The organism is Bacteroides sp. AM44-19 (genome assembly GCF_003603395.1).
Classification (GTDB): domain Bacteria; phylum Bacteroidota; class Bacteroidia; order Bacteroidales; family Bacteroidaceae; genus Bacteroides; species Bacteroides uniformis.
Genome location: NZ_QTNB01000003.1, coordinates 358,117 through 382,775 on the forward strand (window position 1 = coordinate 358,117; position 24,659 = coordinate 382,775).

A 24,659-nucleotide genomic window follows, 5' to 3' on the forward strand; every position below is an offset into this window, starting at 1 on the left:
TGCCGCCCTTTGTTTTTGTTACCTTTGCGGCGGAATTGATTTCACCACAGATAACACCGATTAACATGGAATTGATTGAAAGATAGAAATCTGTGGTGAAACATTAATCTCAACCAAACAATACAACTATGTCAGCAACAACCGATACAACCCCTAAAACCAAAGGCGGCTGGTGGGCACTCAGCCCGTTGGCGGTGTTCCTTTGCCTCTATCTAGTGACTTCGCTCCTGGTGAACGACTTCTATAAAGTCCCCATCACGGTAGCCTTCCTCGCCTCATCCTGCTATGCCATCGCCATCACGCGCGGCCTGAATCCGGAACAGCGCATCTATCAGTTTTCCGTAGGCGCCAGCAACAAGAACATCATGCTGATGGTATGGATATTCATCCTTGCAGGAGCATTCGCCCAAAGCGCCAAGCAGATGGGCGCCATTGATGCGACCGTAAATCTGACCTTACATATACTGCCGGACAACCTGCTGCTGGCGGGCATCTTCATTGCCGCCTGCTTCATCTCCCTCTCGATAGGAACAAGCGTAGGAACTATCGTCGCACTGACTCCCGTAGCCGTGGGACTGGCGGAAAAGACGGGCATCGACCTGCCCTACATGGTCGCCATCGTGGTGGGAGGCTCGTTCTTCGGAGACAATCTTTCCTTCATATCCGACACCACCATTGCATCGACCAAGACGCAGGACTGCGTGATGAGGGACAAGTTCCGCGTCAACTTCATGATTGTAGTCCCCGCAGCGCTTGTCGTGCTGGGCATCTACATCTTTCAAGGACTGTCCGTCTCTGCCCCGCCCCAAGTGCAGACCATCGAGTGGATAAAAGTAATCCCCTACCTCATCGTGCTGGGCACGGCCGTAGCAGGTGTCAACGTCATGCTGGTACTGCTGCTGGGCATCCTCTCTACTGGAATTATCGGTATCTATACCGGTACCGCCTTCTTCGACTGGTTCGGAGCCATGGGAACGGGCATCACCGGCATGGGCGAGCTCATCATCATCACCCTGCTGGCCGGAGGCATGCTCGAGACCATCCGCTACAACGGCGGCATCGACTTCATCATCTCCCGGCTGACCCGCCACGTCAGCGGCAAGCGGGGAGCCGAATTCAGCATCGCCGCCCTGGTCGGCATCGCCAATCTCTGCACCGCCAACAACACCATTGCCATCATCACCACCGGCCCCATAGCCAAGGACATCGCCCTCCGCTTCCACCTGGACCGTCGGAAAACAGCCAGCATACTGGACACCTTCTCATGCCTCGTGCAAGGAATCATCCCCTACGGAGCGCAAATGCTGATAGCCTCCGGACTTGCCGGCATTTCACCCATCAGCATCATCGGAAACCTGTATTACCCCTTCTGCATGGGAGCATGCGCCATACTCGCCATTCTGCTGAGATACCCCAGGAAATACTCGGGAGAAGGATGAGTGATAAGTGATGAGTGATGGGTGGCGTTGTGTGAACATTTAAAAAAAACACCCCTCATGCCAACAAATAACTCATAACTCATAACTCATAACTCAAAATCTTTTCTTACCTTTGCACCCGCTATTACGAGATAGTAGCATAATTCAAATCATTAACTAAAAACATTTTAATTAAATGGCAACAAAAATCAGATTGCAAAGACATGGACGTAAAAGCTACGCTTTCTACTCTATCGTTATTGCAGACGTAAGAGCACCACGTGATGGTAAATTTATTGAGAAGATTGGTACTTACAATCCTAACACCAATCCTGCCACAGTAGATTTGAAGTTCGACCGCGCACTTGACTGGGTGTTGAAGGGTGCACAACCTACTGACACAGTTCGTAACATCCTCTCTCGCGAAGGTGTTTACATGAAGAAGCACTTGCTGGGCGGTGTAGCGAAAGGCGCATTCGGCGAAGCTGAAGCTGATGCTAAGTTCGAAGCCTGGAAGAACAACAAACAAAGCGGTTTGGCTGCTCTGAAGGCTAAGGAAGACGAAGCTAAGAAAGCTGAAGCAAAAGCACGTCTGGAAGCTGAAAAGAAGATAAACGAAGAAAAAGCAAAAGCACTGGCTGAAAAGAAAGCTGCTGAAGCTGCTGCAAAAGCCGCTGCCGAAGCACCGGCCGAAGAGGCTCCTGCCGAAGAAGCCCCTGCTGCTGAAGAAGCTGCTGCCGAATAATAGTAAGCACAGCGTTATCGCTAAAAATGGGATTAAAACTATAAAAATCCTCTCCGGTTCATATCGGAGGGGATTTTTTATTACTATATTTGCAGCTATAATCATTCATTAAAAAAACAAACAATGAAAAAGTTTACTTATCTGCTCGCTGTAGCCGCTGTATTTACAGCTTGTAACAGTGGAAACAACGGTTACACCGTAACCGGAACTGTAGAGGGTGCAGCCGACGGCGACACCGTATATCTGGAAACCGTGGAAGGACGCCAATTCGTAAAATTGGACTCTGCTGTCATCAAAGATGGAACATTTACCTTCAAGGGTACACAAGATACTGCTGTCAACCGCTACATCTCCTACAAAGCCGAAGGAAAAGACGGCGCAGCCATCGACTTCTTCCTGGAAAACGGCAAGATTAAAATCAACTTGTCGCAGGAAAACAACTCTGCCACCGGTACTGCCAACAATGATGCCTACCAGGAAATCAGAGCCCAAATCAACGGTCTGAACAAACAAATGATGAGCATCTACGAATCCATGTCGGACACCACACTGACCGACGAACAACGCGAGGCTAAAGGCAAAGAGATGGAAAATCTGGAAAACAGCATGATATCCGCCATCAAAGCCGGCATCAACAAGAACATCACCAACCCGGTGGGTGTACTCCTGCTGAAGCAGAACTACTACTACATGGATGTGGCAGACCTCGACCCGCTGATGCCCCAAATCCCTGCAGCTTACGACAACGACGAAGCCATCGTCAAGATAAAGAACAACGTTGAAAAGATGAAAGCCACTGCCGTAGGCCAGAAGTTTACAGACTTCGAGATGCAGACGCCGGAAGGAAAAACGGTAAAACTGTCCGACTACGTAGGCAAGGGCAAAGTTGTCCTTGTTGACTTCTGGGCAAGCTGGTGCGGCCCCTGCCGTCGCGAGATGCCCAACCTGGTGGAAGCTTACGCCAAATATAAGAACAAGAACTTCGAGATTGTAGGCGTATCTCTGGACCAGAGTGCTGACGCATGGAAAGAAGCCATCAAGAAGCTGAACATCACGTGGCCGCAAATATCCGACCTGAAATACTGGAACTGCGAAGGCGCACAGCTTTATGCCGTAAGCAGCATCCCCCACACTGTGTTGATTGACGGTGAAGGAACTATCCTTGCACGCGGACTGCACGGTGACGAGCTTCAGGAAAAGATAGCCGAAGCTGTCAAATAATAAACCGGACACACCGGAGACTAAAAGAGGAGTGCCACACTTCGTCAATCGAAATGCCACACTTCACGAGGCCCAATCAATGGCATTTGCCTCTGTGAAGTGTGGCATTTCCCTTGCTGAAGTGTGGCATTCGGAATGATGGAATGCGGCGTTTTTCAAGAGAAGATACGCGCAGCCATTTCCATCCCCAACCTTACGGTTTCCCACTGTTTCTCCTCATCGGCCTCCGAAGGCGAAAGAAGCGCATTGGCATCCGGCAGACATAAAGTGAAACGTTTCAAAGGAATATAGTTCAATACACTTTCGGTTTTTGCCTGCAATTCATCCAATTCGTCTTCCTGAGGATAATGGGACAGCACGAAACCGAACACCGCTTCCTTCTCGTGTATGAACCAGAGCAGACGGTTACGGTCGCACGCGCCACAGTCGTAATTCAGGAAATAAGCATCGGCCCCATGCAGTTGCACCAGCATGTCCGTCGGTGCATGGAATGCAACATACATCCCTGCAGGACGCTCACGCAAAACCCGGTTGTTGAGCCGGATGGTATCTTCCATTATCACCGAATGTACCCCGTCGAACTGGACGTAGCGGCAGCCTGCATCATAAAGTTTGGTAAGCAAAAATTTGTAGCAGGAAGCAATATCATCCGTCAAAAGCCGGATGTCGGAGTAAACGGTTTCTATCTGAGTCCGCTCCACACGTTGAATAATCTGGGTCATAACCTCTGCCGGCGAAGGGATATGCTGTTTTTTCATCACCCCTCCGTCCACAATGGAATCAAGAAATGCGAATTCTTCCAGAATAGGATGCCGTAGCAAACTGAGCCGTCCTGTAATCTCCAAAGGAGAGCCTTCGGAGAAAGGCCGGCCGTCTTTGGAACAAATACCCTCCCAGCTTTCCAAAAAATCGCGACTTCGGAAACCACCATCGGAAACAACCTTCATGCCTCCCAGCTCCAGCCGTTCCACCAGACTGCGCACTTCCGCATCTTCAACAGCCTGCAATATCTGCCGGCTCACCTGCCCGTTCTGATATTGCTCGCGGACATCCTTCAATGCACGAGGTACACAAAAAGCCCCAGCTATATCAATTTTAAACGGAGGAAATACATTTGCCATGTTCATCCTTTCTTTGATTATTATAATAATGATACTTTTGCCCCAATACCATGAGCAGCAAAGCAATACAATCGAATGGCAACAAGAAGTATTATCAAGGACTAAAAACCTTAAATAAACCAATTCGTTGCAAATATAACTAAAAAAATCGAAGATTCACAATCTGCCCAAAAGATTTATCTTCATTTGACACTTCGAAATCAGATGATGCTTATGCATGCAATAATAATCAGTAATGAATAACTTTAAAAGTTATTTTTCATTAGAAGTTTTCCACTTTAAACAATTACATCATTAATAATCAATAGATTAACACTTTTTAAACCACAAAAAGTTTTCCAAAAAGCAAAACCTATCAATAACTATAATATCTTTGTTTCCGCAATTAAACTAAAAAAGACAGTCACATTTAAGCATAAAAGGTTATGATACAGACAGTACTCAAGCGCGACGGGCGCGTCGTCGGATTCAACGAAGAAAAAATAGCAACGGCCATCCGCAAAGCCATGTTGCATACAGACAAGGGGGAAGACCTGCAACTGATACACCAGATTACGGACCGCATCTCTTTCAAGGGAGATTCGCAGATGACGGTGGAAGCCATCCAGGATTTGGTGGAAGTGGAGCTGATGAAGAGCAGCCGCAAGGACGTTGCCCAGAAATACATCGCTTACCGCAACCAGCGAAGCATTGCCCGCAAAGCAAAGACGCGCGACATGTTCCTGGAAATCATTAACATCAAGTCCAACGACATCACACGCGAAAATGCCAACATGAATGCCGATACCCCGGCGGGCATGATGATGAAGTTTGCCAGCGAAACCACCAAGCCTTTTGTGGACGACTATCTGCTGAGTGAAGAAGTGCTGGATGCTGTCACCCAGAACTATCTGCACATCCATGACAAGGATTATTATCCCACCAAGAGCCTGACATGCGTGCAGCATCCGCTGGACCATATTCTGAAATACGGCTTCTCTGCCGGACACGGCGAATCGCGCCCGGCCAAACGCATCGAGACTGCCAGTATCCTGGGATGCATCTCGCTGGAAACAGCCCAGAACGAGATGCACGGCGGACAAGCCATCCCTGCATTCGATTTCTACCTTGCCCCCTACGTGCGCAACAGCTTCATCGAGGAAGTCAAGAACCTGGAAGAACTGAATGGAAAAGACTATTCCCATCTCTATCAGAAGGAACTGGCCGACTATCTGCTACAGCCGTTGGACGGACTGACGGGCGAGGACCGCATCGTACAGCATGCCGTCAACAAGACCGTATCGCGTGTGCACCAGTCCATGGAGGCGTTTATCCATAACATGAACACCATCCACTCACGCGGCGGCAACCAAGTGGTGTTCAGCTCCATCAACTACGGCACAGACACCTCTGCCGAGGGGCGCTGCATCATCCGCGAGCTGCTGAAAAGCACCTATCAAGGGGTAGGAAACGGAGAAACCGCCATCTTCCCCATCCAGATATGGAAAAAGAAACGGGGTGTGAGCTACCTGCCTGAAGACCGCAACTACGACCTCTACCAACTGGCCTGCAAGGTGACGGCACGGCGTTTCTTCCCGAACTTCCTGAACCTGGACGCCACCTTCAACCAAAGCGAGGACTGGAAAGCCGATGACCCGAAACGCTACCAGCATGAAGTTGCTACCATGGGATGCCGTACCCGTGTATTCGAAAACCGTTTCGGACCGAAGACCTCCATCGGACGCGGCAACATCTCTTTCTCTACCATCAACATCGTCCGTCTGGGCATTGAGTGCATGAACATCGAAGACAAAGAACAGCGCATCGCCCGGTTCTTTGCCAAGTTGGATAGTATGCTCGAAGTGACCGCACGCCAGCTGCACGAGCGCATGGAGTTTCAAAAGACCGCCTTCGCCAAGCAGTTCCCGCTACTGATGTCTGCCTTGTGGATAGGCAGCGAGAAGCTGAAACCGAACGATACGATTGCTTCCGTCATCAACCAGGGAACACTGGGAATCGGTTTCATCGGGTTGGCAGAATGTCTCGTGGCATTGCTCGGAAAACATCACGGCGAATCTGGCGAAGCCCAGGAGCTGGGACTGAAAATCGTGACCTATATGCGCGACCGTGCCAACCAGTTCTCGGAGCAATACCAGCACAACTACAGCGTGCTTGCCACTCCTGCCGAAGGGCTGTCGGGCAAGTTCACCCGCATCGACCGTAAGAAGTTCGGCACGCTGCCGGGCATTACGGACCGTGACTACTACACCAACTCCAACCACGTGCCCGTATACTACAAATGCAGCGCCCGCCACAAAGCGGAAGTGGAGGCTCCTTATCATGAGCTGACCCGCGGCGGACACATCTTCTATGTGGAGATAGACGGTGACGCCACCCACAATCCGGAAGTCATTATGCGTGTAGTGGACATGATGGACCAATACAACATCGGCTACGGTTCGGTAAACCACAACCGTAACCGCTGTCTGGAGTGCGGCCACGAAAACTCCACCCCAAACCTGGAAGAATGCCCGAAGTGCGGCAGCAAGCATATCGACAAGCTGCAACGCATCACCGGCTACCTGGTGGGGACAACCGACCGCTGGAACAATGCCAAGCTGGCAGAGTTGAACGACAGGGTCGTTCATAATTAAAAATTGAAAATTAAAGGGCTGCGCAGTGCAAAGCGGAGCTTCATTTTTAATGGTTGACGTTTAATTTTTAATGATTAATGTTCAGCTTCCTACCTGCGATGTTTAATTTTTAATTATTAATTCCCTACTCATGCTTTCTATTCTCGACATTTTAGAAGATACCACAGTAGACGGTCCGGGCTTCCGGACCGCCATTTATGCTGCCGGATGCCCCAACGGTTGTCCCGGTTGCCACAATCCGGAGTCGTGGGACATCAACCGCGGGCACTGGATGAGTACGGAAGAGATTCTGGAAAAAGTCCTTGCCGACAACTTTGCAGACGTCACCTTCAGTGGTGGAGACCCGATGTTCCAGCCGGAAGGATTCACCCAACTGGCACATGCCATCAAGGAGCGGAGCCGGAAAAACATCTGGTGCTATACGGGCTATACTTTCGAAAAACTACTGCGCAACCCGCGCCAAGCCCAACTGCTGAAGTACATCGACGTACTGGTGGACGGCAAATTCAAGAAAGAACTGAGGGATGAGGAACTCTATTTCCGGGGAAGCCGCAACCAGCGTCTGATTGACGTACAAACATCCCTGCAAAAAGGCGCAACCGTCATTTACCACTATAATCCGAAAAAGGGCATTTAAAAAAGAAGAGAAGTTTTCAAAAATATATGAGCACTTTTATAATGTTATAATATCAGACGCGAATTACACGGAATAACACGGATTCAATAAACAAAATCCGTGAAATCCGCGTAATCCGCGCCTAAAAGAAAGTGTTAAGAGTTTTTTGACACCCTCCACCTATATCACCATTCTATAAATTTCCCTCTTTCCCTGCGCTTCTGCAGCTCCTCCTGAAGAAAGCGCTGCCTATCCTTGGCAATATACCGGCGGGCAAAGATATTGGGCACCGCCACTCCCAGCGCTATGCAGAGAATAATCAGTGAAGCCGTGATGCCGTTGGAAACAACCGCCGTCACCTCGCCTACCACACCGTGCATATTGATAAGCCCGAAAAGTGCACGATACATCAGCACTCCCGGAATCATCGGGATGACAGAAGGAATCGTCAGCACATGATTGGGAACATGGAACCAATGCACTGCCTTCACGGCTATCAGGCTGACAACCATGCTGCCCATGAACGAACCTATCACCGGTCCGTAACCCAATTCGAAATTGACAAAGTTACGCGTACAAACGGCAATGATACCGCCCACCGCAACAACCCACAACAAGCGCCGCTGTATGTTGAATATCATGGAAAATCCCATGGCAGCTATCGCCGCCGCAATGGCATACACCAGATAACTGTCATGAGGCACCATACTCAATTCGCTGAACTTCTTGTCAATCACGACATCCTCCACCGTCAGCAGGCGCATGGCTATTACAATGCCGAAGGCCATTGCACAGACCATCAGCACCGTATTCACAGCCCGCACAATGCCCACCTGGATATAATTGTCAATCATATCATCCACAAAGTTTATCAGCGGCACCCCCGGAACGATGAACAGTGCACACGCCAACAACGGATGATAGGGAGTTTCCGAGAGCCCGGCAAACGAAGACACATAGGCCAGGCAGGTAGAAATCAATGCGGCAATGGCAATACTCATATAGTGATTGATGCCGAACTCCATGCAACGGGCACGGACGCGGAAACCGGCAAAAGCGCAGATAGAGGTAAACAGAAACGCCATCCAGTCACCACCGAACAGTTTGCAGAAACCTCCGCAGGCAAAGCCGGCACCGATGGCAACAACGTATGGCACATAGTTCCGCTTCTTGTTTTTGATTCTTTCCAGTTCCTCCTCATACTGGTCGAGGGAATAGTCATTCTCAATAGCCCGCCAGGACAGTTTGCTGATTTCGGAAATGGCAGTCATGTTGATGCCATGCTTTTCACATTTCTGGAATTTGGAGAACGAATGCAGGCCGTCGCTCACATTCACCACCAGCATGGTATAACTTACGTCGATGTGGAGCTTTTCTTCCGGCAGCCCCAGATAGGCGGCAACACGGTTCAGGTTACGAACAACACGGTTTGTATCAGCCGCACTCTCCACCAGCAGCTGTCCGGTACGAAGCAATAAATCGAGTTTCCTGCGCAGCAGGGCAATCTCTTGTTCAGTCAAAGTCTTATCCATGAATCTTTTTACCTATTTTTTTGGAGGCACAAAGATAGACAAAATGTAGAAAACGATTTCATTCTTTCGGCAGAAAACTCTACCTTTGCAGCCGTTTTTTTAATGGACACAAATGGAAATATTCTGGAATACTATCGCACAATACAACGAGGCCACCTGGTGGACACAGCTCCTCATCACCGCAGCAGGTATCCTGCTCACCACGCAGCTCTACCGGAAACCGACCTTATGGGCAAAACGCTCCATGAAAATCTACATGGTATTTCTGAACGGGTGGATATCCGTCGTGTACTACATGATGTATTGCGGAGCGCGCGGACACCACCATATACTCGCCATCTTCTGGGGAGTGATTGCAGTGTTGTGGCTATGGGATTTGTTTACCGGCTACACTCCGTTCGAGCGCAACCCGAAATACAAGGTACTGGTGGGGGTACTCTATGCAATGCCTTTCCTCTACCCGCTCCTTTCGTGGGCACGCGGAATGGAATTTCCCATGATGACCACCACCGTGATGCCCTGCTCGGTAGCAGTTTTCACCATCGGGCTGCTGCTGGCTTTCTCGCGCAGGGTCAACCTGCTCGTCATTCTGTTCCTTTGCCACTGGGCGCTCATCGCCTTTTCCAAAGTCTACATCTACAAGATTCCCGAAGACCTGCTACTGGCAAGCGCCACCGTGCCTGCCATCTATCTGTTCTTCAAGAACTACTTTGAACAGAACTTGCACAAGGAAACCAAGCTGGGCGCACGGCTCATGAACTGGTTCCTTATCCTCATCTGTATAGTGGTCGGGGTACTGCTCAGCATGACGCTGCTCCATGGAATGAGAGGATAAAGAAATAGCGCGCTTCCGCGCGCCAAAATCATTTCTTCTTTCCCTGATTGGCCACAGCCTCCATCAATTTCTTTATCTCCTCGGGGTCACCCAAGAAATAGTCTTTCGTCAAGTTCAGCTCATCGTCAAACTCAAAGACGTAGGGCACCGCCGTAGGCAGGTTCAGATGCACAATTTCATCGTCCGAAATATGCTTCAGATGCTTGATAATACCCCGCAGGCTATTGCCATGAGCCACTACCAGCAATTCATCGGCCGTCTTCAGATTCGGGAAGATGACACATTTCCAGTAAGGCATGATACGCTCAATCGTATCTTTCAACGACTCCGTACGGGGCAGTTCGGCATCGGGCACTTCTTGATAACGGTCCTCAAAACGCGGATTACGCGGGTCATCCTCGGCCAATGCATGCGGAGCCACATCAAAGCTCCGGCGCCATACCAACACCTGCTCGTCACCGTACTTGGCAGCCGTCTCTGCCTTGTTCAGCCCTTGCAACTGGCCGTAGTGTTTCTCATTCAACCTCCACGATTTCTCCACCGGAATCCAGTCCTGGTCGAGGCGGTCCAGCACACAATCCAGTGTCTTCACGGCACGCTTCAGATAGGAAGTATACGCCTTCTTGAAGCGGAATCCCTTTTCTGCCAGCAGCTCACCCGCCCTTACAGCTTCAGCAACGCCTTTCTCTGTCAAATCAACATCCGTCCACCCCGTGAAGCGGTTTTCCTTATTCCATGCACTCTCGCCGTGACGAAGCAAAACAATCTTTTTCATATAGTCTCCTTTCAGTTTTACCTATAGAACACCCGGCTACCTCCTCTTGTTCATGCAATAGCGGACCACATATACCAAAAGTATCAGAAACGCCACCCACACCATGCTGATGACCGGCAGGTAGCGGTTATACAAATATTCCCCTTCCTTCGGGACACGGTTGAAAGTACAGATTATGCAATTACAGCACGCATCGAGTGCATCATGCGAGAATACCGAAAAAACAATGATAGCCACCCCCGCAAGAAGCATCATCAAAGTCCCCCACACCAGCCACTTACCAGCCACGGAAGGATGGAATTGCGAATGAGTGGAATGTACGAATCTAACCATAAACACTTGTCTATTATTACCGGTACAAATGTCCTTCATTTTTAACAATCCGGCAATACCTACTTTTCATCAAAAAGAGAGTCTGCCATCCCAATTAGTAGGTAGCCGCGACCTCTATAAACCACGCCACAAGCTAACCCGAAATGGGGAGCGGCACAACACTAAAAGCCCTACATGTAGGTATTTCACGTTCTCCGGCAAAGCCTTTACTTTGCAGCAAACAATTTAATCACTTTATTTACAATGAAAAAGACTGGTGTTTTTTATGGTTCCAGTACCGGAACCTGCGAAGAGTTGGCTAACCAGATAGCCGAAAAGTTGGGAGTTTCCTCCACCGACGTACATAGTGTTGACAAGATGACCGCCGATAAAATCAAGGAATATGAAGTGCTGGTTCTAGGTACCTCCACTTGGGGAGACGGCGAACTGCAGGACGACTGGTATGACGGTGTAAAAGTACTGAAGAGCGCCGACCTTTCCATGAAGTTCGTAGCCCTATTCGGTTGCGGTGACTCCGAATCCTACTGCGACACATTCTGCGACGGCATCGGAGTACTCTACGAGGACCTGAAGGATAGCGGATGTACCTTCTTGGGCAACAAAGTCAGCACGGACGGGTATTCCTTCTCCTCTTCCATCGCCGTGGTAGACGGTGCATTCGTAGGACTTCCCCTCGACGAAGTGAACGAAAGTAACAAAACCGCCGAACGCATTGACGCCTGGACAGCCGAAATAAAAAGCAAGCTCTAGAAAAGAAACAGACCATCCGTTTACTTTAAACGGATGGTCTGCCTGCATCATGCAGATGATATCTTTTATCTGAACAGATAATGTGTTCTGCCATATCCGCAGGCACATTATCTTTTTTATGCTCTTATACGAACCAGCGAACGTAGCAGAAGTCCTGACGGTGAGGCAGGTCTGCATTCTTCGGGAACATACGGTAAGAAACCTTGAAGCTACCCGCATTTTCCATCTTGTGCTTAGCTTGGAAAGTATAAAGGTTACCTTCTTTCTTCACTACATTGAACGGTTCTACGGAGTAAACATGCTGTTTGCCATCCTGAGCCGTATAAGTAGTCACCAGTTCCAGACCGATAGCATCGTTCAAGCCCTTCTCGTCGATAACGTAAGTAATGGTGTATTCCTTACCGCTCTCGATGGAGCCTTTCACCAGGTCTTCGGTCTTTTCGCAAGACACCACTTCAATGCTGTCCCACTTCTCGGCAACTTCTTCCTTCCAAGCAGCTATTTCCTTAGCCTTGGCACAACCGTCGGCAGCCAGCATCTTGAAACGTTTGGCCTCCTTGATGTAGAACTTGTCGTAATAGTCATCCAGCTGACGCTTCATTGTATAGTGGGGAGCAATCTGTGCGATGGAGTTCTTGATAGTCTTCACCCAACCTTCAGAATATCCCTTCTTGTTGCGTGCATAGAACAACGGCAGAATTTCTTGCTCAAGAATGCTGTAGATAGTAGCGGCATCGAGCTGGTCCTGATGTTCCTGGTTCTGGTAAGTACGCTTTTCGGTCAATGCCCAACCGGCACCTTCACGATAGCCTTCCAACCACCAGCCGTCGAGTACGGAGAAGTTTACAACACCGTTCATCAACGCCTTTTCGCCGGAAGTACCGGATGCTTCGAGCGGACGTGTCGGAGTGTTCAGCCAGATATCCACACCTGAAACGAGGCGACGTGCCAACTGCATGTCATAATTTTCCAGGAAGATAATCTTGCCCAGGAACTCCGGACGACGGGAAATCTCGATGATTCTCTTAATCAAGCCCTGGCCGGCACCATCGTGCGGGTGAGCCTTACCGGTAAAGAGGAACTGTACCGGATAGTCGGGGTTGTTCACAATCTTGGCCAGACGGTCGAGGTCGGTGAACAGCAAGTGTGCACGCTTGTAGGTAGCGAAACGGCGTCCGAAACCTATCAGCAGAGCGTTCGGATTGATTTTGTCCAGCAGGGAAACGATGCGTGAAGGGTCACCCTGGTTCTTCAACCAAGTTTCACGGTATTGCTTGCGAACATAGTCAATCAGTTTGTTCTTCATCACCATGCGCGTCTTCCAGATTTCTTCGTCGGACACGTTATAGATAGCCTCCCAAATCTTGGGGTTGGACTGGTCGTAGAGGAAGTTCTCATCAAAATGCGCAGCATAGAGATGTTTCCACTCCGTAGCGCTCCAAGTGGGGAAGTGTACACCGTTGGTAACGTAGCCCACATGGCTTTCTTCGGGGAAGTAACCCTTCCAGATGGAAGCGAACATCTCCTGGGAAACCTTTCCGTGCAGCCAGCTCACACCGTTCACCTCCTGAGAAGTATTGCAAGCGAATACAGACATACAGAAACGTTCACCCTTGTCGCCCGGATTGTTACGTCCGAGGTCCATCAGGTCGTCCCAGCTGATACCCATTCTTGAAGGATAGCCGCCCATGTACTTGCCGAAAAGGCCTTCGTCGAAGTAGTCGTGACCGGCAGGAACCGGAGTATGTACAGTATAGAGAGAAGAAGCACGTACCAGCTCGATAGCCTGGTCGTAAGTCAGACCTTCGGCCACGTAGTCACAGATGCGCTGTACGTTGATTAAAGCAGCATGTCCTTCGTTGCAGTGATAGATATCTTTCTTGATGCCCAGCTTCTTCAGCGTCAGAATACCACCGATACCGAGCAGGATTTCCTGCTTCAAGCGGTTTTCCCAGTCACCGCCATACAGCTGGTGAGTGATGGAACGGTCGAACTCGCTGTTCATTTCATTGTCAGTATCAAGCAGATAGAGAGAGATACGTCCAACGTTCACTCTCCACACATAAGCATGCACGTAGTAGTCCAGATAAGGAACATCCACTACCATCTGCTCGCCCTTCTCATCCAATACACGGTCGATGGGCAACTGGCCAAAGTTCTGTGCCTCGTAATTGGCAATCTGCTGGCCGTCCATAGACAATGTTTGTGTAAAGTAACCGTAGCGGTACAGGAAACCGATTGCACACAAGTCGGCGTTGCTATCGGAAGCTTCTTTCAGGTAGTCACCGGCAAGTACACCCAGACCGCCGGAATATATCTTAAGTACATGGCTCAAACCATACTCCATACTGAAATAAGCCACGGACGGGCGCTTGCTGTCAGGCTTCACATCCATGTATGTGCGGAACTTGGAGTATACGTCATCCATTCTGCGCAGAATAACTTTGTCATTTGCGAGTGCCTCGAGTTTAGCATAACTCATACGTTCCAGCAGAAGTACGGGGTTCTGTCCCACTTCTTTCCAGAGAGCAGGGTCAAGGTCTCTGAACAGTTCGGTGGCTTCATAATTCCATGCCCACCAGATGTTATGTGCCAGTTCAGACAGTTTCTCCAGTTCGGCGGGAATGTGCGATTTCACATTCACATCTTTCCAGTTAGGAGTGTTTACATTACTAACTTTAATCTTCATTGTATGATAACTAATTGATTAATAATTCTTTTATTTTAGTTGACGCTTCATGGCATTGCGCAGTGCAATGTCGTAAGCCTCGTAATAATATTGTATAAAGTGCTTCCACAAAGCCTGCTCTGCCACCTGGCCTGCACGCTTGCGTATTTCCTTGATTTCGGCTTCCGTCTTGGTAGAGAACAAGGCTACGGTGTCCTTGATGCCGTCTGCCACTTCGGAATAGTTATAGTCCGAACGGTGCAGCACTTCCACTCCGTCGTTTATGCCATGCTGGTTTTTCAGGCTGTTCACCCAAAGTCCGAAACCGGCAAGGTCGGTGGTGATGGTAGGCACCCGGAAAGCCACGCTCTCCAGCGGGGTATATCCCCACGGTTCATAATAGGACGGATAGACACTGAGGTCCTCGCCTAAAATCAAGTCATAATAATGCTTGTTGAGGATGCCATCGTGACCATCCTGATAGCAAGGTACAAAAATTACTTTCACCTTATCTTCGGGACGATTGCCCATACCGAGGTATTTCAGCATATCCAGCACCTGGTCGTGCGTCATATTGTGCAACCAGTGGGTGATGAAAGGACACTGCAACGGTTCGGTGAACTTATCTTTGCTCTTCAAGCGCTTCTGCAAGTCCTCGCGGGGGTCTCCCACCCAGCTGGGCACGTTGACAAACGCCAATACTTTCTTCTTTAAATCTTTATCGCGGTTCAGCCGGTTCAATGATTCAAGGAACACATCGATACCCTTATTTTTGAACTCATAGCGTCCGCTGGTACCGATAATCAGCGTATCGTCGCCCAAGTCCTCACCCAGCAGGCAGTTTGCCACACGCAGCATGGTGGAACGGGCACGTTTGCGCTTGCCGGTAAAGGTGGCGCCTTTCGGTACAAAATCATCTTCAAAACCGTTCATCAGCACAACATCCGCAGGCTTGTCAAGCAATTCCCTGCATTCGTTGTTTGTGATTTCGCTCACAGTGGTGAAACAGTCCACATAGTGGGCCGTCTGCTTTTCAATGGAATGTTTGGACTGCATGTTCAGCTCCTCCGCCATCTGGTCGCCGTTGTAGGCGAAAAGATAATCGTAAAGCGGCTTGTTGTTGCCAGCTATGGAGCGGCCGATGGACGTGGCATGGGTGGTGAAGATAGTCCCTATCTCGGGAACGGCAGACTGAAGATAGAGGGCGGCCATGCCGGTCATCCACTCGTGTGCCTGGAACACCACTTTGTCCGTTTCCGTCAAATTATAGCGATAGAAGCTCTCTATCACCTTGCCGGTAGCGAAAGCAAACATGGATGCTTCGTCATAATCACCATATCCATGCAGTGAATCCACCTGATAGCGGTTCCACATTTCTGTATAAATCTCATTTTTTTCTGCAAAGAACGGTTGGAAATCAACCAATATAACAATAGGTTCTCCCGGAATGTTCCAGCGACCTACGCGGACGGAAAGATTGTCTTTCAACGCTGCATGTTTTTTCCACGCTGCACAAAGGTTATCAGACTCAATGAACAAAGGGTTCTCTTTTCCCTGCCAGAAATCCGGCCCTATAAAGAATAATCTATCGCGAAATTTAGTCTGTAAAGTATTTGCCCTTGTAGACAAAACTGTATAGATACCGCCTACTTTATTACACACTTCCCAACTCGCTTCGAAGATGTAATCGGGGGTAAGTAGTTCTTTAGTCATATTATGTTATAATCTCTTTATCTTAATTACGGCTGCAAAAGTACGTATTATTCTTTGAAAAATAGCCTTTTAATCGAAAAAACTGATTAAATATGCATAAACAATCGTTTGCGGAATGTCATAGTTTAGCCACAAAAGCCCCATTGACTCGCCCATCCATGCATTTTTCGTCTAAAATTCCCGAAGTTTCAAAAAAGAATTTCTGGAGTTTTCAGTTGAAGCCCCAGGAATTTAAACAAAAAACCCCAGGGATTTCAATTGTAAATCCCTGGGGTTTATTTTCTTATAATCCGGATTATACCATCAATGCAGCTACCAGCGCCAAAATAGCGTAGAATTCAGGAAGCGCGGCGTAAATCATTGTATTGGTCTGTACGTCGTGTCCCTGGGAGATACCCACAATACCGCTAGCACAAATCTGTCCCTGACGGATAGCGGAGAACAGACATACCAGTCCGACACCCAATCCGATGCCCAGCATCAAAGGACCGTCTGTCGCAAAATCCCTGCCCATAGACATCAGGAAAGCCACGAAACCGTAAAGTCCCTGCGTAGCCGGAAGGGCTGACAAAATCATATAACTTGCTGACTTGGAAGGGTCTTTCTTCAACGCACCTTCTGCCGCACTACCGGCGATAGTTGTACCGAAGCAACTGCCAATTCCTGCAAGGGCCAACATCAGGCCCAGACCGAGATAACCTAAAATTTCATTCATAATGTTTCTATTTTTATTTGTTTTTTAATTTGTTTATTTCTTTACTACTGTAAAAGGTTTATAGGCTTCGCCCTTACCTTCGTAACCGGAATTCTTGAAGTATTCCACAAATGTCAGACGGAGCGGGTGTACAAAGGCACTCAGACAAGACATGGCAATGTTCAGCGTATGCCCGAATATCAGTATCAGACCGCAGAACAGCCATCCCAGGGCCGGACCTGCAGCATCGTTCACCATGAAGGCAAGCTGGTTGAACACGCCTCCAAGCATACCGCCTGCCAAGCCGAGGGCATAGAGACGGATGTAGGAAAGTATATCGCCCATCAATCCGGTTGCCATGTTATAGGTATCCCATACTCCGGCACCGATGTTGACAAATACATTCCGGTGGATATTGTTCAACAGGTAGATACCGATGGCAGAAACACCGCCAATCACGATAAATGCCCACGTAGACACGTCTTCCGAAATTATCTTGAAGAAGGAAAGTCCGCCGGTGCAGATAAATCCCACCACCAGCAACAGCCATCCCCAAGCACTGAGCGACTCCTTGAAGCCGAAACGAACGGTCTGTCCCACGGCCTTCACCGTCATGGCAATGCAGATGTGCACCGCACCGATAATCAACGCCAGCAGCATTTGCTTGTCATAGGTAGTCTCACCTATCTTACCCACAATCATGAATTCCTTCAGTTTGGCGGGTATCTCCAGGTCAAAGAGGCTTACACCGAAGAAGGTTCCCAATATGGCACCGATGACGGACGTAAATATACCCAACGTAATCACCAGGTTCATCATGCCTTTCATGGACTTGGACATCTTCCTTTTCAAAATGAACCCGAGTGCAATCAGTACCAGACCGTAGCCCGCATCTCCCATACAGAAAGCAAAGAAGAGCGAGAAGAATGGCGCAAGTATCGGTGTCGGGTCGAACTCGGCATATTCGGGCATACCGTACATTTTGGTAAGCACTTCGTACATGCGTGTATAGGCGTTGTTTTTCAGCTTGATGGGAGCATTGTCCTCGCGCTTGGCAGCCCTTATCTCATAATAAGTGCCGCTTTCATCGAGAAGTTTCCTCACATCCGCCTCGCAGTCTTCGGGAATCCAGCCTTCCATCAACACTACGGCACCTTCTGCCATATGTTCGCTGTTCAGCTTGACTTTCAGCAGGTCTATCTCTTCCTGGAGCTGTAGGTTGTACTTCTCCAACGTGCAGTAATTCGCTTTGCAGAATTCTTTCAATCCGGCATGTGCCTGCACAAGGGCCTCTTCCGTATCGGCTTTCTTCCGGCTCAGTTCGGAGAGGCTGAGTGAAGGCAGACGGAGCGGTTCCACATCCAGTTCTACCGGTTGGGGAGTGACGGTCACGAAATAAAGATGTCCGCCGTTCTCTTTCACCACGATGGCATTGTAGTCCTCTGCCCACGCTTCGTTATAGTCTTTCTCCGGGCAGGTATAGAACTGCACGAACCAACCAGCATCTTCCAGCTTGCGGATGGCTCTCCAATCGAAATCGCCCCAGACTTCCATCTGCGCCACATCCTTGTCGATGGCGGGAATCTGCTGGTTCAAGTCTTGTATCCGCGCCTGCAAGTCCTCGTAGAATTTCACCAGAGCATCGGCCGACAACTCTTTATGCACCTTTTCTTCCGGCTGTTTGTCTGCCAGGGTGTGCATGCTCTGAAGCATATTCTTGTAGAGCGTACGCTTCTGCATGAATTGCTGCAAGGTGTCGTCCATCTCGCCGCACTGCCTTTCCACAACGTGCACCACGCCCAGTTCCCGGATTTGTGCCAGAAATGCTTCGTACTCCTTATGATACACAAGGAACGTGAGCTTCTTCATTTTCGTAATCATGCCTCTGCCTCCTTCCTTTTCTCCTGATGGGATTTCATGATTTTCTGCGATGACTTGGAAAGGTTCTCCTCGTCTTCCATAAACCGCTTGATTTTGCGCAGAGCATCCTGATAACCCGGAATCTGTACTTTCTCAAAAAGATTCACCTTCTGGGTGGTCTTTTTACGCGCATGTTCCAACAAGTTCAACTTGGCAACAGTAAATTCACGCTCGATGGCAGTATGTGCCAGTGACTTAAGCAAATGCAGCCCGTCTGCATACCATTTGGGCGCATTGAACAAGCTGTAAGGGCGTATCTCGAAATCTACATTCTCGAGCAACGGCACCCGTACACCGGCAATCTTCTTTACACCGAGATGAACATCGCTGACCTTTATCAATGAAGCGTCGAACTCATTCCAAAGGGCGAACATGGCTTCGTAAGCTTGGATTTCCTTTTCCAACCTCGCGTCCAACGCGGCAGCGTCTCCCTTGCAGCGCTTCACTTCCATACGCAGGGCACTCTCCTTATTCTTAATAATGGGGAGTGTACGCACGCGCACCTTCAGTTGCTTTTCGAGTTGCTGAAGCGAGGTTTTGTTATATTGAAACTTAATAGCCATTTTATTTACGATTTAACGATTTACGATTAGACGACTGAAGCTACTCAATTTCTCAATTTACAGATTTACAATTTCAGTAATATCAATCGTAAACCGTAAATCGTCTAATCGTACATTTATTTAGTTTGCTTTCGGCCAGAACTGGTCCACAAGCTCTTTCTTGATATTCACCTCTTCCGGACGGAAATACTTGCCGAACAGACTCCATGCCACATCGAGCATCTCTGTGGTATCGAGGTTGACATCGATGGCCAGTAGCTGGTTGGAGTAGTCCTTGGCAAAGGCAAGGGTACGTTCGTCGTAGTTCGTCAGGTCGAAACCGTTTTCAAGCTTGGTTTTGGCGTTGGCGGCATCGGCGTACAGACGTACGGCGGCATTCATCACCTGCGGATGGTCCTTACGTGTCTTTTTGCCCGTAACAAGCTGTTTCAGACGGGACAAGGAACGGAACGGGTCAACGATAACCTTACCGATGTCGCTGTCACGACGGAGGAACAACTGGCCTTCCGTGATATAACCCGTATTGTCGGGCACGGCATGCGTAATGTCGCCACCGGACAGAGTCGTCACCGCAATAATCGTGATGGAACCGCCGCTTGGGAACTGCACCGCCTTTTCGTATATCTTCGCCAAGTCCGAATAAAGGGAACCCGGCATGGAGTCCTTCGAAGGAATCTGGTCCATACGGTTGGATACGATGGCGAGCGCATCGGCGTAGGAAGTCATATCCGTCAGCAGCACCAGCACCTTTTCATTATTGTTTACAGCAAAATACTCGGCCGCCGTCAGTGCCATATCCGGAATCAGCAGACGCTCTACCGGAGGATTCTCGGTGGTATTCATAAAGCTGACGATACGGTCGAGCGCACCGGCATTGGAGAATACGTTCTTGAAGTAAAGGTAATCATCGTTCGTCATACCCATACCGCCAAGGATAATCTTGTCAGTCTCCGCACGCAGAGCCACATTCGCCATCACCTGGTTGAAGGGCTGGTCGGGGTCGGCAAAGAACGGAATCTTCTGTCCGGACACCAGCGTATTGTTCAAGTCGATACCTGCAATACCGGTTGCAATCAGTTCCGAGGGCTGCTTACGGCGCACCGGATTCACGGATGGACCGCCAATTTCCACCTCCTCGCCTTCAATGGCCGGACCACCGTCGATGGGGTCGCCAAAGGCGTTGAAGAAGCGTCCGGCAAGCTGCTCGCTCACTTTGATTGTAGGAGCCTTGCCCAAGAATACTACCTCTGCATTGGTGGGAATACCTTCCGTACCCTCAAACACCTGCAAAGTCACTTCGTCGCCGGCAATCTTCACCACCTGGGCCAGCTTGCCGTTTACGGTCGCCAACTCGTCATACCCCACTCCGGTTGCCTTCAGCGAACACGTAGCTTTCGTAATCTGAGTAATCTTGGTATATATTTTTTGAAATGCTTTTGTTGCCATCTATTTATTTACAATTTAGCAATTTACTATTTACTATTTAAATCTCTGCCATCCTATTCTACTATTTTCCTATCTACAACCTCCGTACACCTGCATCCGCAAGGCAAATAGTAAATTGTAAATAGTCACATAGTACATCCTTAGGCTTTACGTTCCTCAACCAGTTCCTGCAACTGCTTATGGAACTTGTCGTATTCTTCCGACTTAAACTTCGAGTAGTTCATCTGCTTACAGATGTTAATCATTTTCTTGAAGTAATCCATTACTTCGTTGAAGTTGTCGAACTCAAATTCTGTATGACAGATTTCTATTACCATATTCAGAATCTCCTCCTGACGCTCCATCGGGGTCACGGCATCAATTTCATCAAAGGCATCCTGCTGCAGAATAACGAAGTCAATCAATTCCGATTTCCAGAAAGTCACGTGATACTCTACGGGCACACCGTCGTCACCCAAGATGTTGATTTGCTCGGCAATCTCCTTACCACGCTGCAAACGGGTCTTGATTTCATTCACCTTGCCAATCCACTCACCGTTGATGTGCTTGGTGATATACTCTTCAAATTCAGGGTATTCTATATATTTGGAATACGAGTCAATCGGGTTTACGGCAGGATAACGCTTCTTGTCGGCACGGTCTTGCTCAAGGGCATAGAAGCAGCGTGCCACCTTCTTCGTATTCTCGGTTACCGGCTCCTTCAAGTTACCACCGGCAGGCGATACCGTACCGATGAAAGTAATGGAACCGGACTCGCCGTTGTTCAGCTTCACATAACCCGCACGGCCGTAGAAGTTGGAGATGATGGAGGACAAGTCCATCGGGAAGGCATCGGGACCGGGCAACTCCTCCATACGGTTGGACATCTCGCGCAATGCCTGCGCCCAACGTGAAGTGGAGTCCGCCATCAGCAGTACCTTCAATCCCATGCTTCGGTAGTATTCTGCAATCGTCATAGCCGTGTAGACAGATGCCTCACGGGCAGCCACCGGCATGTTCGAAGTATTGGCAATGATAATCGTACGTTCCATCAGCTTCCGTCCCGTATGCGGGTCAACCAATTCGGGGAATTCTGTAAAGATTTCCACAACCTCGTTGGCACGCTCACCGCAGGCAGCGATGATTACGATGTCCGCTTCCGCTTGTTTTGAAATGGCATGCTGAAGCACCGTTTTTCCAGTACCGAACGGACCGGGGATAAAACCCGTACCACCTTCCACAATCGGGTTTACGGTGTCGATTACACGCACACCGGTTTCCAGCAATTTGAAAGGACGCGGTTTTTCCTTATAGTTGGTCATGGCGCGCTTCACGGGCCATTTCTGTATCATGTTCACCCGGATGTCATTACCTTCGCTATCCGTCAGCACTGCAATGGTATCCTCAATGCTGTAATCACCTTCCTTTGCAATTGATTTCACGGTGCACACACCTTTCTGTTCAAAAGGCACCATGATTTTCAGAGGTTGGAAGTTTTCGTCCACTTGTCCCAGCCAGGCAGCGGCTTCCACTTGGTCGCCCACCTTTGCCAAAGGCACAAAATGCCATTTGCTTCCTTTATCCAGCGGATAGGTATATTGCCCGCGTTTCAAGAAAACACCGTCCATCTTATCGAGGTCGTTTTGCAGACCGTCGTAGTTTTTCGAAAGCATACCGGGCCCCAGTGTTACTTCGAGCATATGTCCGGTAAACGCAGCTTCGGCCCCCACTTTCAGTCCGCGGGTACTCTCAAATACCTGCACGTAGACCTGGGTACCTACTACCTTAATCACCTCCGCCATCAACTTGTCTCCTCCGGTCGAGATATAACAAATCTCATTCTGCGCTACCGGTCCGTCGACGACGAGGGTCACCATGTTGGCTATTACGCCACTAACAGTTCCTTTTGTTGCCATATATTTTTAGTTGTTTATTTTATCTGAATTCTGCGGGTATCTGCACCTCGTCTTTCAAGGCAGCGATAATGCTGCGGAACAGTTGGTTACCCTTCTCTTTATCCAACGAAATCCACCGTTCTATCATCTCCAGCTGTAGCAGGAAGACAAACAGACGTTCCACGGTAAAGTAATCGAAGAATGTGGCCTCCTCCATCCAGTCCCAGCGAAGCTGGTCCAGTTTCTTTTCCCGGTCCACCAGTTCCTCCGTCTCACTGATTTTCACCAGCTGCTCCAGATAATCCACCTCAGTACCCAGACCGAAGTCACGGGCATTGGAAGTACGCAGAGCCTCGCACACTTCCGTATCACCCACAATCAGCGGAGCAATGTCCAGCTTGAACTTACGTGCTGTGAGCGCCACCAATATATTATTGAGAGTGAGGTTGAAGCCAAACCAGGAAGACACAAACTGATTCCTGGATTCCATAGCATAGGCGTAATAGAGCGCTGCCAGGCGGTCTTCATACAAGAAACCGTCCTCGGCAGGCAGGCTGAAGTATTCGGAAATGAACGTAGAGAGATAAGATGGGAATACACTGTCAGAGACTTCGTCGCCATCCTTCAGTTGTGAGATATATTCCACCAGTTCCTCCGACGAATAGTTTCCGCGCGGGTCGATGGCAGCATCCTTATCCTTCAATAGTTTCAAGACATTCGCATTATCGAATTTCAGATAAAACAAATCTATCAACTTTTTATCATCTTCCGACAAGGCAGGATATAGTTCCGTCTTGAAATCGGCTACTGTATAGCTCAGTTTACTGTCTTCCAGAGTAAGTTCAGGCAAACCGGCTACCAAGTAATAGTATTTACTCATAATCCTGTGGGAGTTTTTAGAACAGCATTTCCACTAATTGCGGACGCAGGAATTCCTTGAAGTAATTCATAAATTCTTCTTCGCCAAAGTTCACCTTGTACGAACCATCGGCAGGCGATACGGAGAACAAGGTTTTGATGCCATTCACTTGCTCAATCTTCACACCCTTGTCCAGCAGGTCTTTCGCCTTCGCTGCGAAATATTTTGTCAAGCCTTCCGCATCGGCAGTAGAGATAACGATTGGTTCGTTCACACTCCATTTGGACGCCAATGCAACGATGAAGGCATTAAGATAATCCTTGTTTGCAGCAAATGCCTTTACATCGGCATTCACAATGTTGTCCGTCACCAACGTAGCGATTTCGGACTTCAGAGCATTCACAGCCTGACCGGCAAACAACTTTAATTCAGATTTTGTATTCTCTGCCAGTTCATCGGCAGACTTATGAGCGGTAGCCACGATAGAATCCGCTTCCTTGTGAGCATCCTCTATAATTCTCTTGGCTTCTTCCTGAGCTTTTGCGATAAGTTTCTGTGCCTCTTCGTTTCCTTTCTCTACGCCTTCGCGGTAGATCTTATCGGTCAGCTCTTGAATCTTGTTTTCCATATTTGCAGGAGTTATTATATGATTTATATTACAATATTAATTGCGTGATTTTTTCCCTTCCTATTAGATTCACGCCAAATTTACAAAAATCCATTTGATATTGAATAGAAAGAAAGGAAGAAAAGTTCTTGCTCTTCCAAAAAAAACTCATTTTACACCAACTTTGTTCTGTAATGATAACAAAAGAATGACAAAAGAAGCAGAAAAATACGTATGCAACAACGCATGACAGGGATTAAGGGGAGCAGTTCCGGAGGTATATAAACGAACAAAGCCTCCGTATCCTTATCAGACACGGAGGCTTCTTCTGAAAAC

At 48.8% G+C, this 24,659-nt stretch carries 20 protein-coding genes; 7 read left to right on the forward strand and 13 right to left on the reverse strand.

Going from position 1 to position 24,659, the window contains the following annotated elements; all coding sequences use genetic code 11:
- Window positions 1–128: 128 nt before the first annotated feature.
- The 3 genes from DW947_RS08050 (at window position 129) to DW947_RS08060 (ending at window position 3,384) form a co-directional block, all read left to right on the forward strand.
- Window positions 129–1,439, forward strand: a complete 1,311-nt coding sequence (locus DW947_RS08050) for a Na+/H+ antiporter NhaC family protein (RefSeq protein WP_117963449.1) — start codon at window positions 129–131, stop codon at window positions 1,437–1,439.
- Between the two features lie 175 nt (window positions 1,440–1,614).
- Entirely contained in the window at window positions 1,615–2,163 is a 549-nt protein-coding gene (locus DW947_RS08055; protein WP_005837359.1) for a 30S ribosomal protein S16, read from the forward strand.
- A gap of 123 nt (window positions 2,164–2,286) precedes the next feature.
- Window positions 2,287–3,384: a TlpA disulfide reductase family protein gene (locus DW947_RS08060; protein WP_117963450.1), complete on the forward strand. Its 1,098-nt coding sequence runs from the start codon at window positions 2,287–2,289 to the stop codon at window positions 3,382–3,384.
- Between the two features lie 155 nt (window positions 3,385–3,539).
- Here the strand turns inward: DW947_RS08060 and DW947_RS08065 are convergent, their stop codons facing one another.
- Window positions 3,540–4,511, reverse strand: a complete 972-nt coding sequence (locus DW947_RS08065; protein ID WP_005827419.1) for a hypothetical protein — start codon at window positions 4,509–4,511, stop codon at window positions 3,540–3,542.
- A gap of 419 nt (window positions 4,512–4,930) precedes the next feature.
- Between DW947_RS08065 and DW947_RS08070 the strand changes: the two genes are divergently transcribed.
- Complete coding sequence (locus tag DW947_RS08070) at window positions 4,931–7,138, forward strand: anaerobic ribonucleoside triphosphate reductase (protein WP_005827414.1); 2,208 nt, start codon at window positions 4,931–4,933, stop codon at window positions 7,136–7,138.
- 130 nt (window positions 7,139–7,268) lie between these two features.
- A complete protein-coding gene (gene nrdG, locus DW947_RS08075; protein ID WP_117963451.1) occupies window positions 7,269–7,775 on the forward strand; it encodes an anaerobic ribonucleoside-triphosphate reductase activating protein in 507 nt (168 codons plus the stop codon).
- A gap of 164 nt (window positions 7,776–7,939) precedes the next feature.
- Here nrdG and DW947_RS08080 read toward each other — a convergent pair whose 3' ends face one another.
- The gene (locus DW947_RS08080) at window positions 7,940–9,286 is read right to left on the reverse strand and encodes a threonine/serine exporter ThrE family protein (protein ID WP_005827410.1); all 1,347 of its coding nucleotides are present in this window, start codon (window positions 9,284–9,286) and stop codon (window positions 7,940–7,942) included.
- Window positions 9,287–9,398: 112 nt separating this feature from the next.
- Between DW947_RS08080 and DW947_RS08085 the strand changes: the two genes are divergently transcribed.
- Window positions 9,399–10,121, forward strand: coding sequence for a DUF6064 family protein (locus DW947_RS08085; RefSeq protein WP_117963452.1), 723 nt, complete (start codon window positions 9,399–9,401; stop codon window positions 10,119–10,121).
- Between the two features lie 28 nt (window positions 10,122–10,149).
- Here the strand turns inward: DW947_RS08085 and gpmA are convergent, their stop codons facing one another.
- Together gpmA and DW947_RS08095 are read right to left on the reverse strand one after the other, a co-directional pair.
- Window positions 10,150–10,896: a 2,3-diphosphoglycerate-dependent phosphoglycerate mutase gene (gene gpmA, locus DW947_RS08090; RefSeq protein WP_005827407.1), complete on the reverse strand. Its 747-nt coding sequence runs from the start codon at window positions 10,894–10,896 to the stop codon at window positions 10,150–10,152.
- A 36-nt stretch (window positions 10,897–10,932) separates the two neighbouring features.
- Complete coding sequence (locus DW947_RS08095) at window positions 10,933–11,229, reverse strand: hypothetical protein (RefSeq protein WP_005837364.1); 297 nt, start codon at window positions 11,227–11,229, stop codon at window positions 10,933–10,935.
- Window positions 11,230–11,472: 243 nt separating this feature from the next.
- On the opposite strand from DW947_RS08095, the gene fldA reads away from it, so the two are divergent.
- The gene (fldA, locus tag DW947_RS08100; protein WP_008664319.1) at window positions 11,473–11,979 is read left to right on the forward strand and encodes a flavodoxin FldA; all 507 of its coding nucleotides are present in this window, start codon (window positions 11,473–11,475) and stop codon (window positions 11,977–11,979) included.
- Between the two features lie 124 nt (window positions 11,980–12,103).
- Here fldA and DW947_RS08105 read toward each other — a convergent pair whose 3' ends face one another.
- The 9 genes from DW947_RS08105 to DW947_RS08150 form a co-directional block, all read right to left on the reverse strand.
- Window positions 12,104–14,668 (reverse strand): glycosyltransferase family 1 protein, encoded by a 2,565-nt coding sequence (locus tag DW947_RS08105; protein WP_005827401.1) that lies wholly within the window; start codon window positions 14,666–14,668, stop codon window positions 12,104–12,106.
- 30 nt (window positions 14,669–14,698) lie between these two features.
- Window positions 14,699–16,360 (reverse strand): glycogen/starch synthase, encoded by a 1,662-nt coding sequence (locus DW947_RS08110; RefSeq protein WP_005827398.1) that lies wholly within the window; start codon window positions 16,358–16,360, stop codon window positions 14,699–14,701.
- A 295-nt stretch (window positions 16,361–16,655) separates the two neighbouring features.
- Window positions 16,656–17,075: an ATPase gene (locus tag DW947_RS08120; RefSeq protein ID WP_005827396.1), complete on the reverse strand. Its 420-nt coding sequence runs from the start codon at window positions 17,073–17,075 to the stop codon at window positions 16,656–16,658.
- A 33-nt stretch (window positions 17,076–17,108) separates the two neighbouring features.
- Window positions 17,109–18,935, reverse strand: a complete 1,827-nt coding sequence (locus DW947_RS08125; protein ID WP_008664313.1) for a V-type ATP synthase subunit I — start codon at window positions 18,933–18,935, stop codon at window positions 17,109–17,111.
- A complete protein-coding gene (locus DW947_RS08130) occupies window positions 18,932–19,537 on the reverse strand; it encodes a V-type ATP synthase subunit D (protein ID WP_005827391.1) in 606 nt (201 codons plus the stop codon). Before DW947_RS08130 ends, DW947_RS08125 begins: the two co-directional genes overlap by 4 nt.
- 120 nt (window positions 19,538–19,657) lie before the next feature.
- A complete protein-coding gene (locus DW947_RS08135) occupies window positions 19,658–20,983 on the reverse strand; it encodes a V-type ATP synthase subunit B (protein WP_005827389.1) in 1,326 nt (441 codons plus the stop codon).
- 140 nt (window positions 20,984–21,123) lie between these two features.
- The gene (locus DW947_RS08140) at window positions 21,124–22,878 is read right to left on the reverse strand and encodes a V-type ATP synthase subunit A (RefSeq protein WP_005837368.1); all 1,755 of its coding nucleotides are present in this window, start codon (window positions 22,876–22,878) and stop codon (window positions 21,124–21,126) included.
- Window positions 22,879–22,897: 19 nt separating this feature from the next.
- Entirely contained in the window at window positions 22,898–23,737 is an 840-nt protein-coding gene (locus tag DW947_RS08145) for a DUF2764 domain-containing protein (RefSeq protein WP_005837370.1), read from the reverse strand.
- 16 nt (window positions 23,738–23,753) lie between these two features.
- Window positions 23,754–24,344, reverse strand: a complete 591-nt coding sequence (locus tag DW947_RS08150; RefSeq protein WP_005827382.1) for a hypothetical protein — start codon at window positions 24,342–24,344, stop codon at window positions 23,754–23,756.
- Between the last annotated feature and the right edge of the window lie 315 nt (window positions 24,345–24,659).

Coding starts and splice junctions, on each gene's coding strand:
- DW947_RS08130 (WP_005827391.1), bottom strand. CDS start 19,537: ATGGCTATTAAGTTTCAATATAACAAAACCTCGCTTCAGCAACTCGAA.
- DW947_RS08080 (WP_005827410.1), bottom strand. CDS start 9,286: ATGGATAAGACTTTGACTGAACAAGAGATTGCCCTGCTGCGCAGGAAA.
- DW947_RS08065 (WP_005827419.1), bottom strand. CDS start 4,511: ATGAACATGGCAAATGTATTTCCTCCGTTTAAAATTGATATAGCTGGG.
- nrdG (WP_117963451.1), top strand. CDS start 7,269: ATGCTTTCTATTCTCGACATTTTAGAAGATACCACAGTAGACGGTCCG.
- DW947_RS08070 (WP_005827414.1), top strand. CDS start 4,931: ATGATACAGACAGTACTCAAGCGCGACGGGCGCGTCGTCGGATTCAAC.
- fldA (WP_008664319.1), top strand. CDS start 11,473: ATGAAAAAGACTGGTGTTTTTTATGGTTCCAGTACCGGAACCTGCGAA.
- DW947_RS08055 (WP_005837359.1), top strand. CDS start 1,615: ATGGCAACAAAAATCAGATTGCAAAGACATGGACGTAAAAGCTACGCT.
- DW947_RS08125 (WP_008664313.1), bottom strand. CDS start 18,935: ATGATTACGAAAATGAAGAAGCTCACGTTCCTTGTGTATCATAAGGAG.
- gpmA (WP_005827407.1), bottom strand. CDS start 10,896: ATGAAAAAGATTGTTTTGCTTCGTCACGGCGAGAGTGCATGGAATAAG.
- DW947_RS08145 (WP_005837370.1), bottom strand. CDS start 23,737: ATGAGTAAATACTATTACTTGGTAGCCGGTTTGCCTGAACTTACTCTG.
- DW947_RS08050 (WP_117963449.1), top strand. CDS start 129: ATGTCAGCAACAACCGATACAACCCCTAAAACCAAAGGCGGCTGGTGG.
- DW947_RS08060 (WP_117963450.1), top strand. CDS start 2,287: ATGAAAAAGTTTACTTATCTGCTCGCTGTAGCCGCTGTATTTACAGCT.
- DW947_RS08110 (WP_005827398.1), bottom strand. CDS start 16,360: ATGACTAAAGAACTACTTACCCCCGATTACATCTTCGAAGCGAGTTGG.
- DW947_RS08150 (WP_005827382.1), bottom strand. CDS start 24,344: ATGGAAAACAAGATTCAAGAGCTGACCGATAAGATCTACCGCGAAGGC.
- DW947_RS08105 (WP_005827401.1), bottom strand. CDS start 14,668: ATGAAGATTAAAGTTAGTAATGTAAACACTCCTAACTGGAAAGATGTG.
- DW947_RS08085 (WP_117963452.1), top strand. CDS start 9,399: ATGGAAATATTCTGGAATACTATCGCACAATACAACGAGGCCACCTGG.
- DW947_RS08140 (WP_005837368.1), bottom strand. CDS start 22,878: ATGGCAACAAAAGGAACTGTTAGTGGCGTAATAGCCAACATGGTGACC.
- DW947_RS08135 (WP_005827389.1), bottom strand. CDS start 20,983: ATGGCAACAAAAGCATTTCAAAAAATATATACCAAGATTACTCAGATT.
- DW947_RS08120 (WP_005827396.1), bottom strand. CDS start 17,075: ATGAATGAAATTTTAGGTTATCTCGGTCTGGGCCTGATGTTGGCCCTT.
- DW947_RS08095 (WP_005837364.1), bottom strand. CDS start 11,229: ATGGTTAGATTCGTACATTCCACTCATTCGCAATTCCATCCTTCCGTG.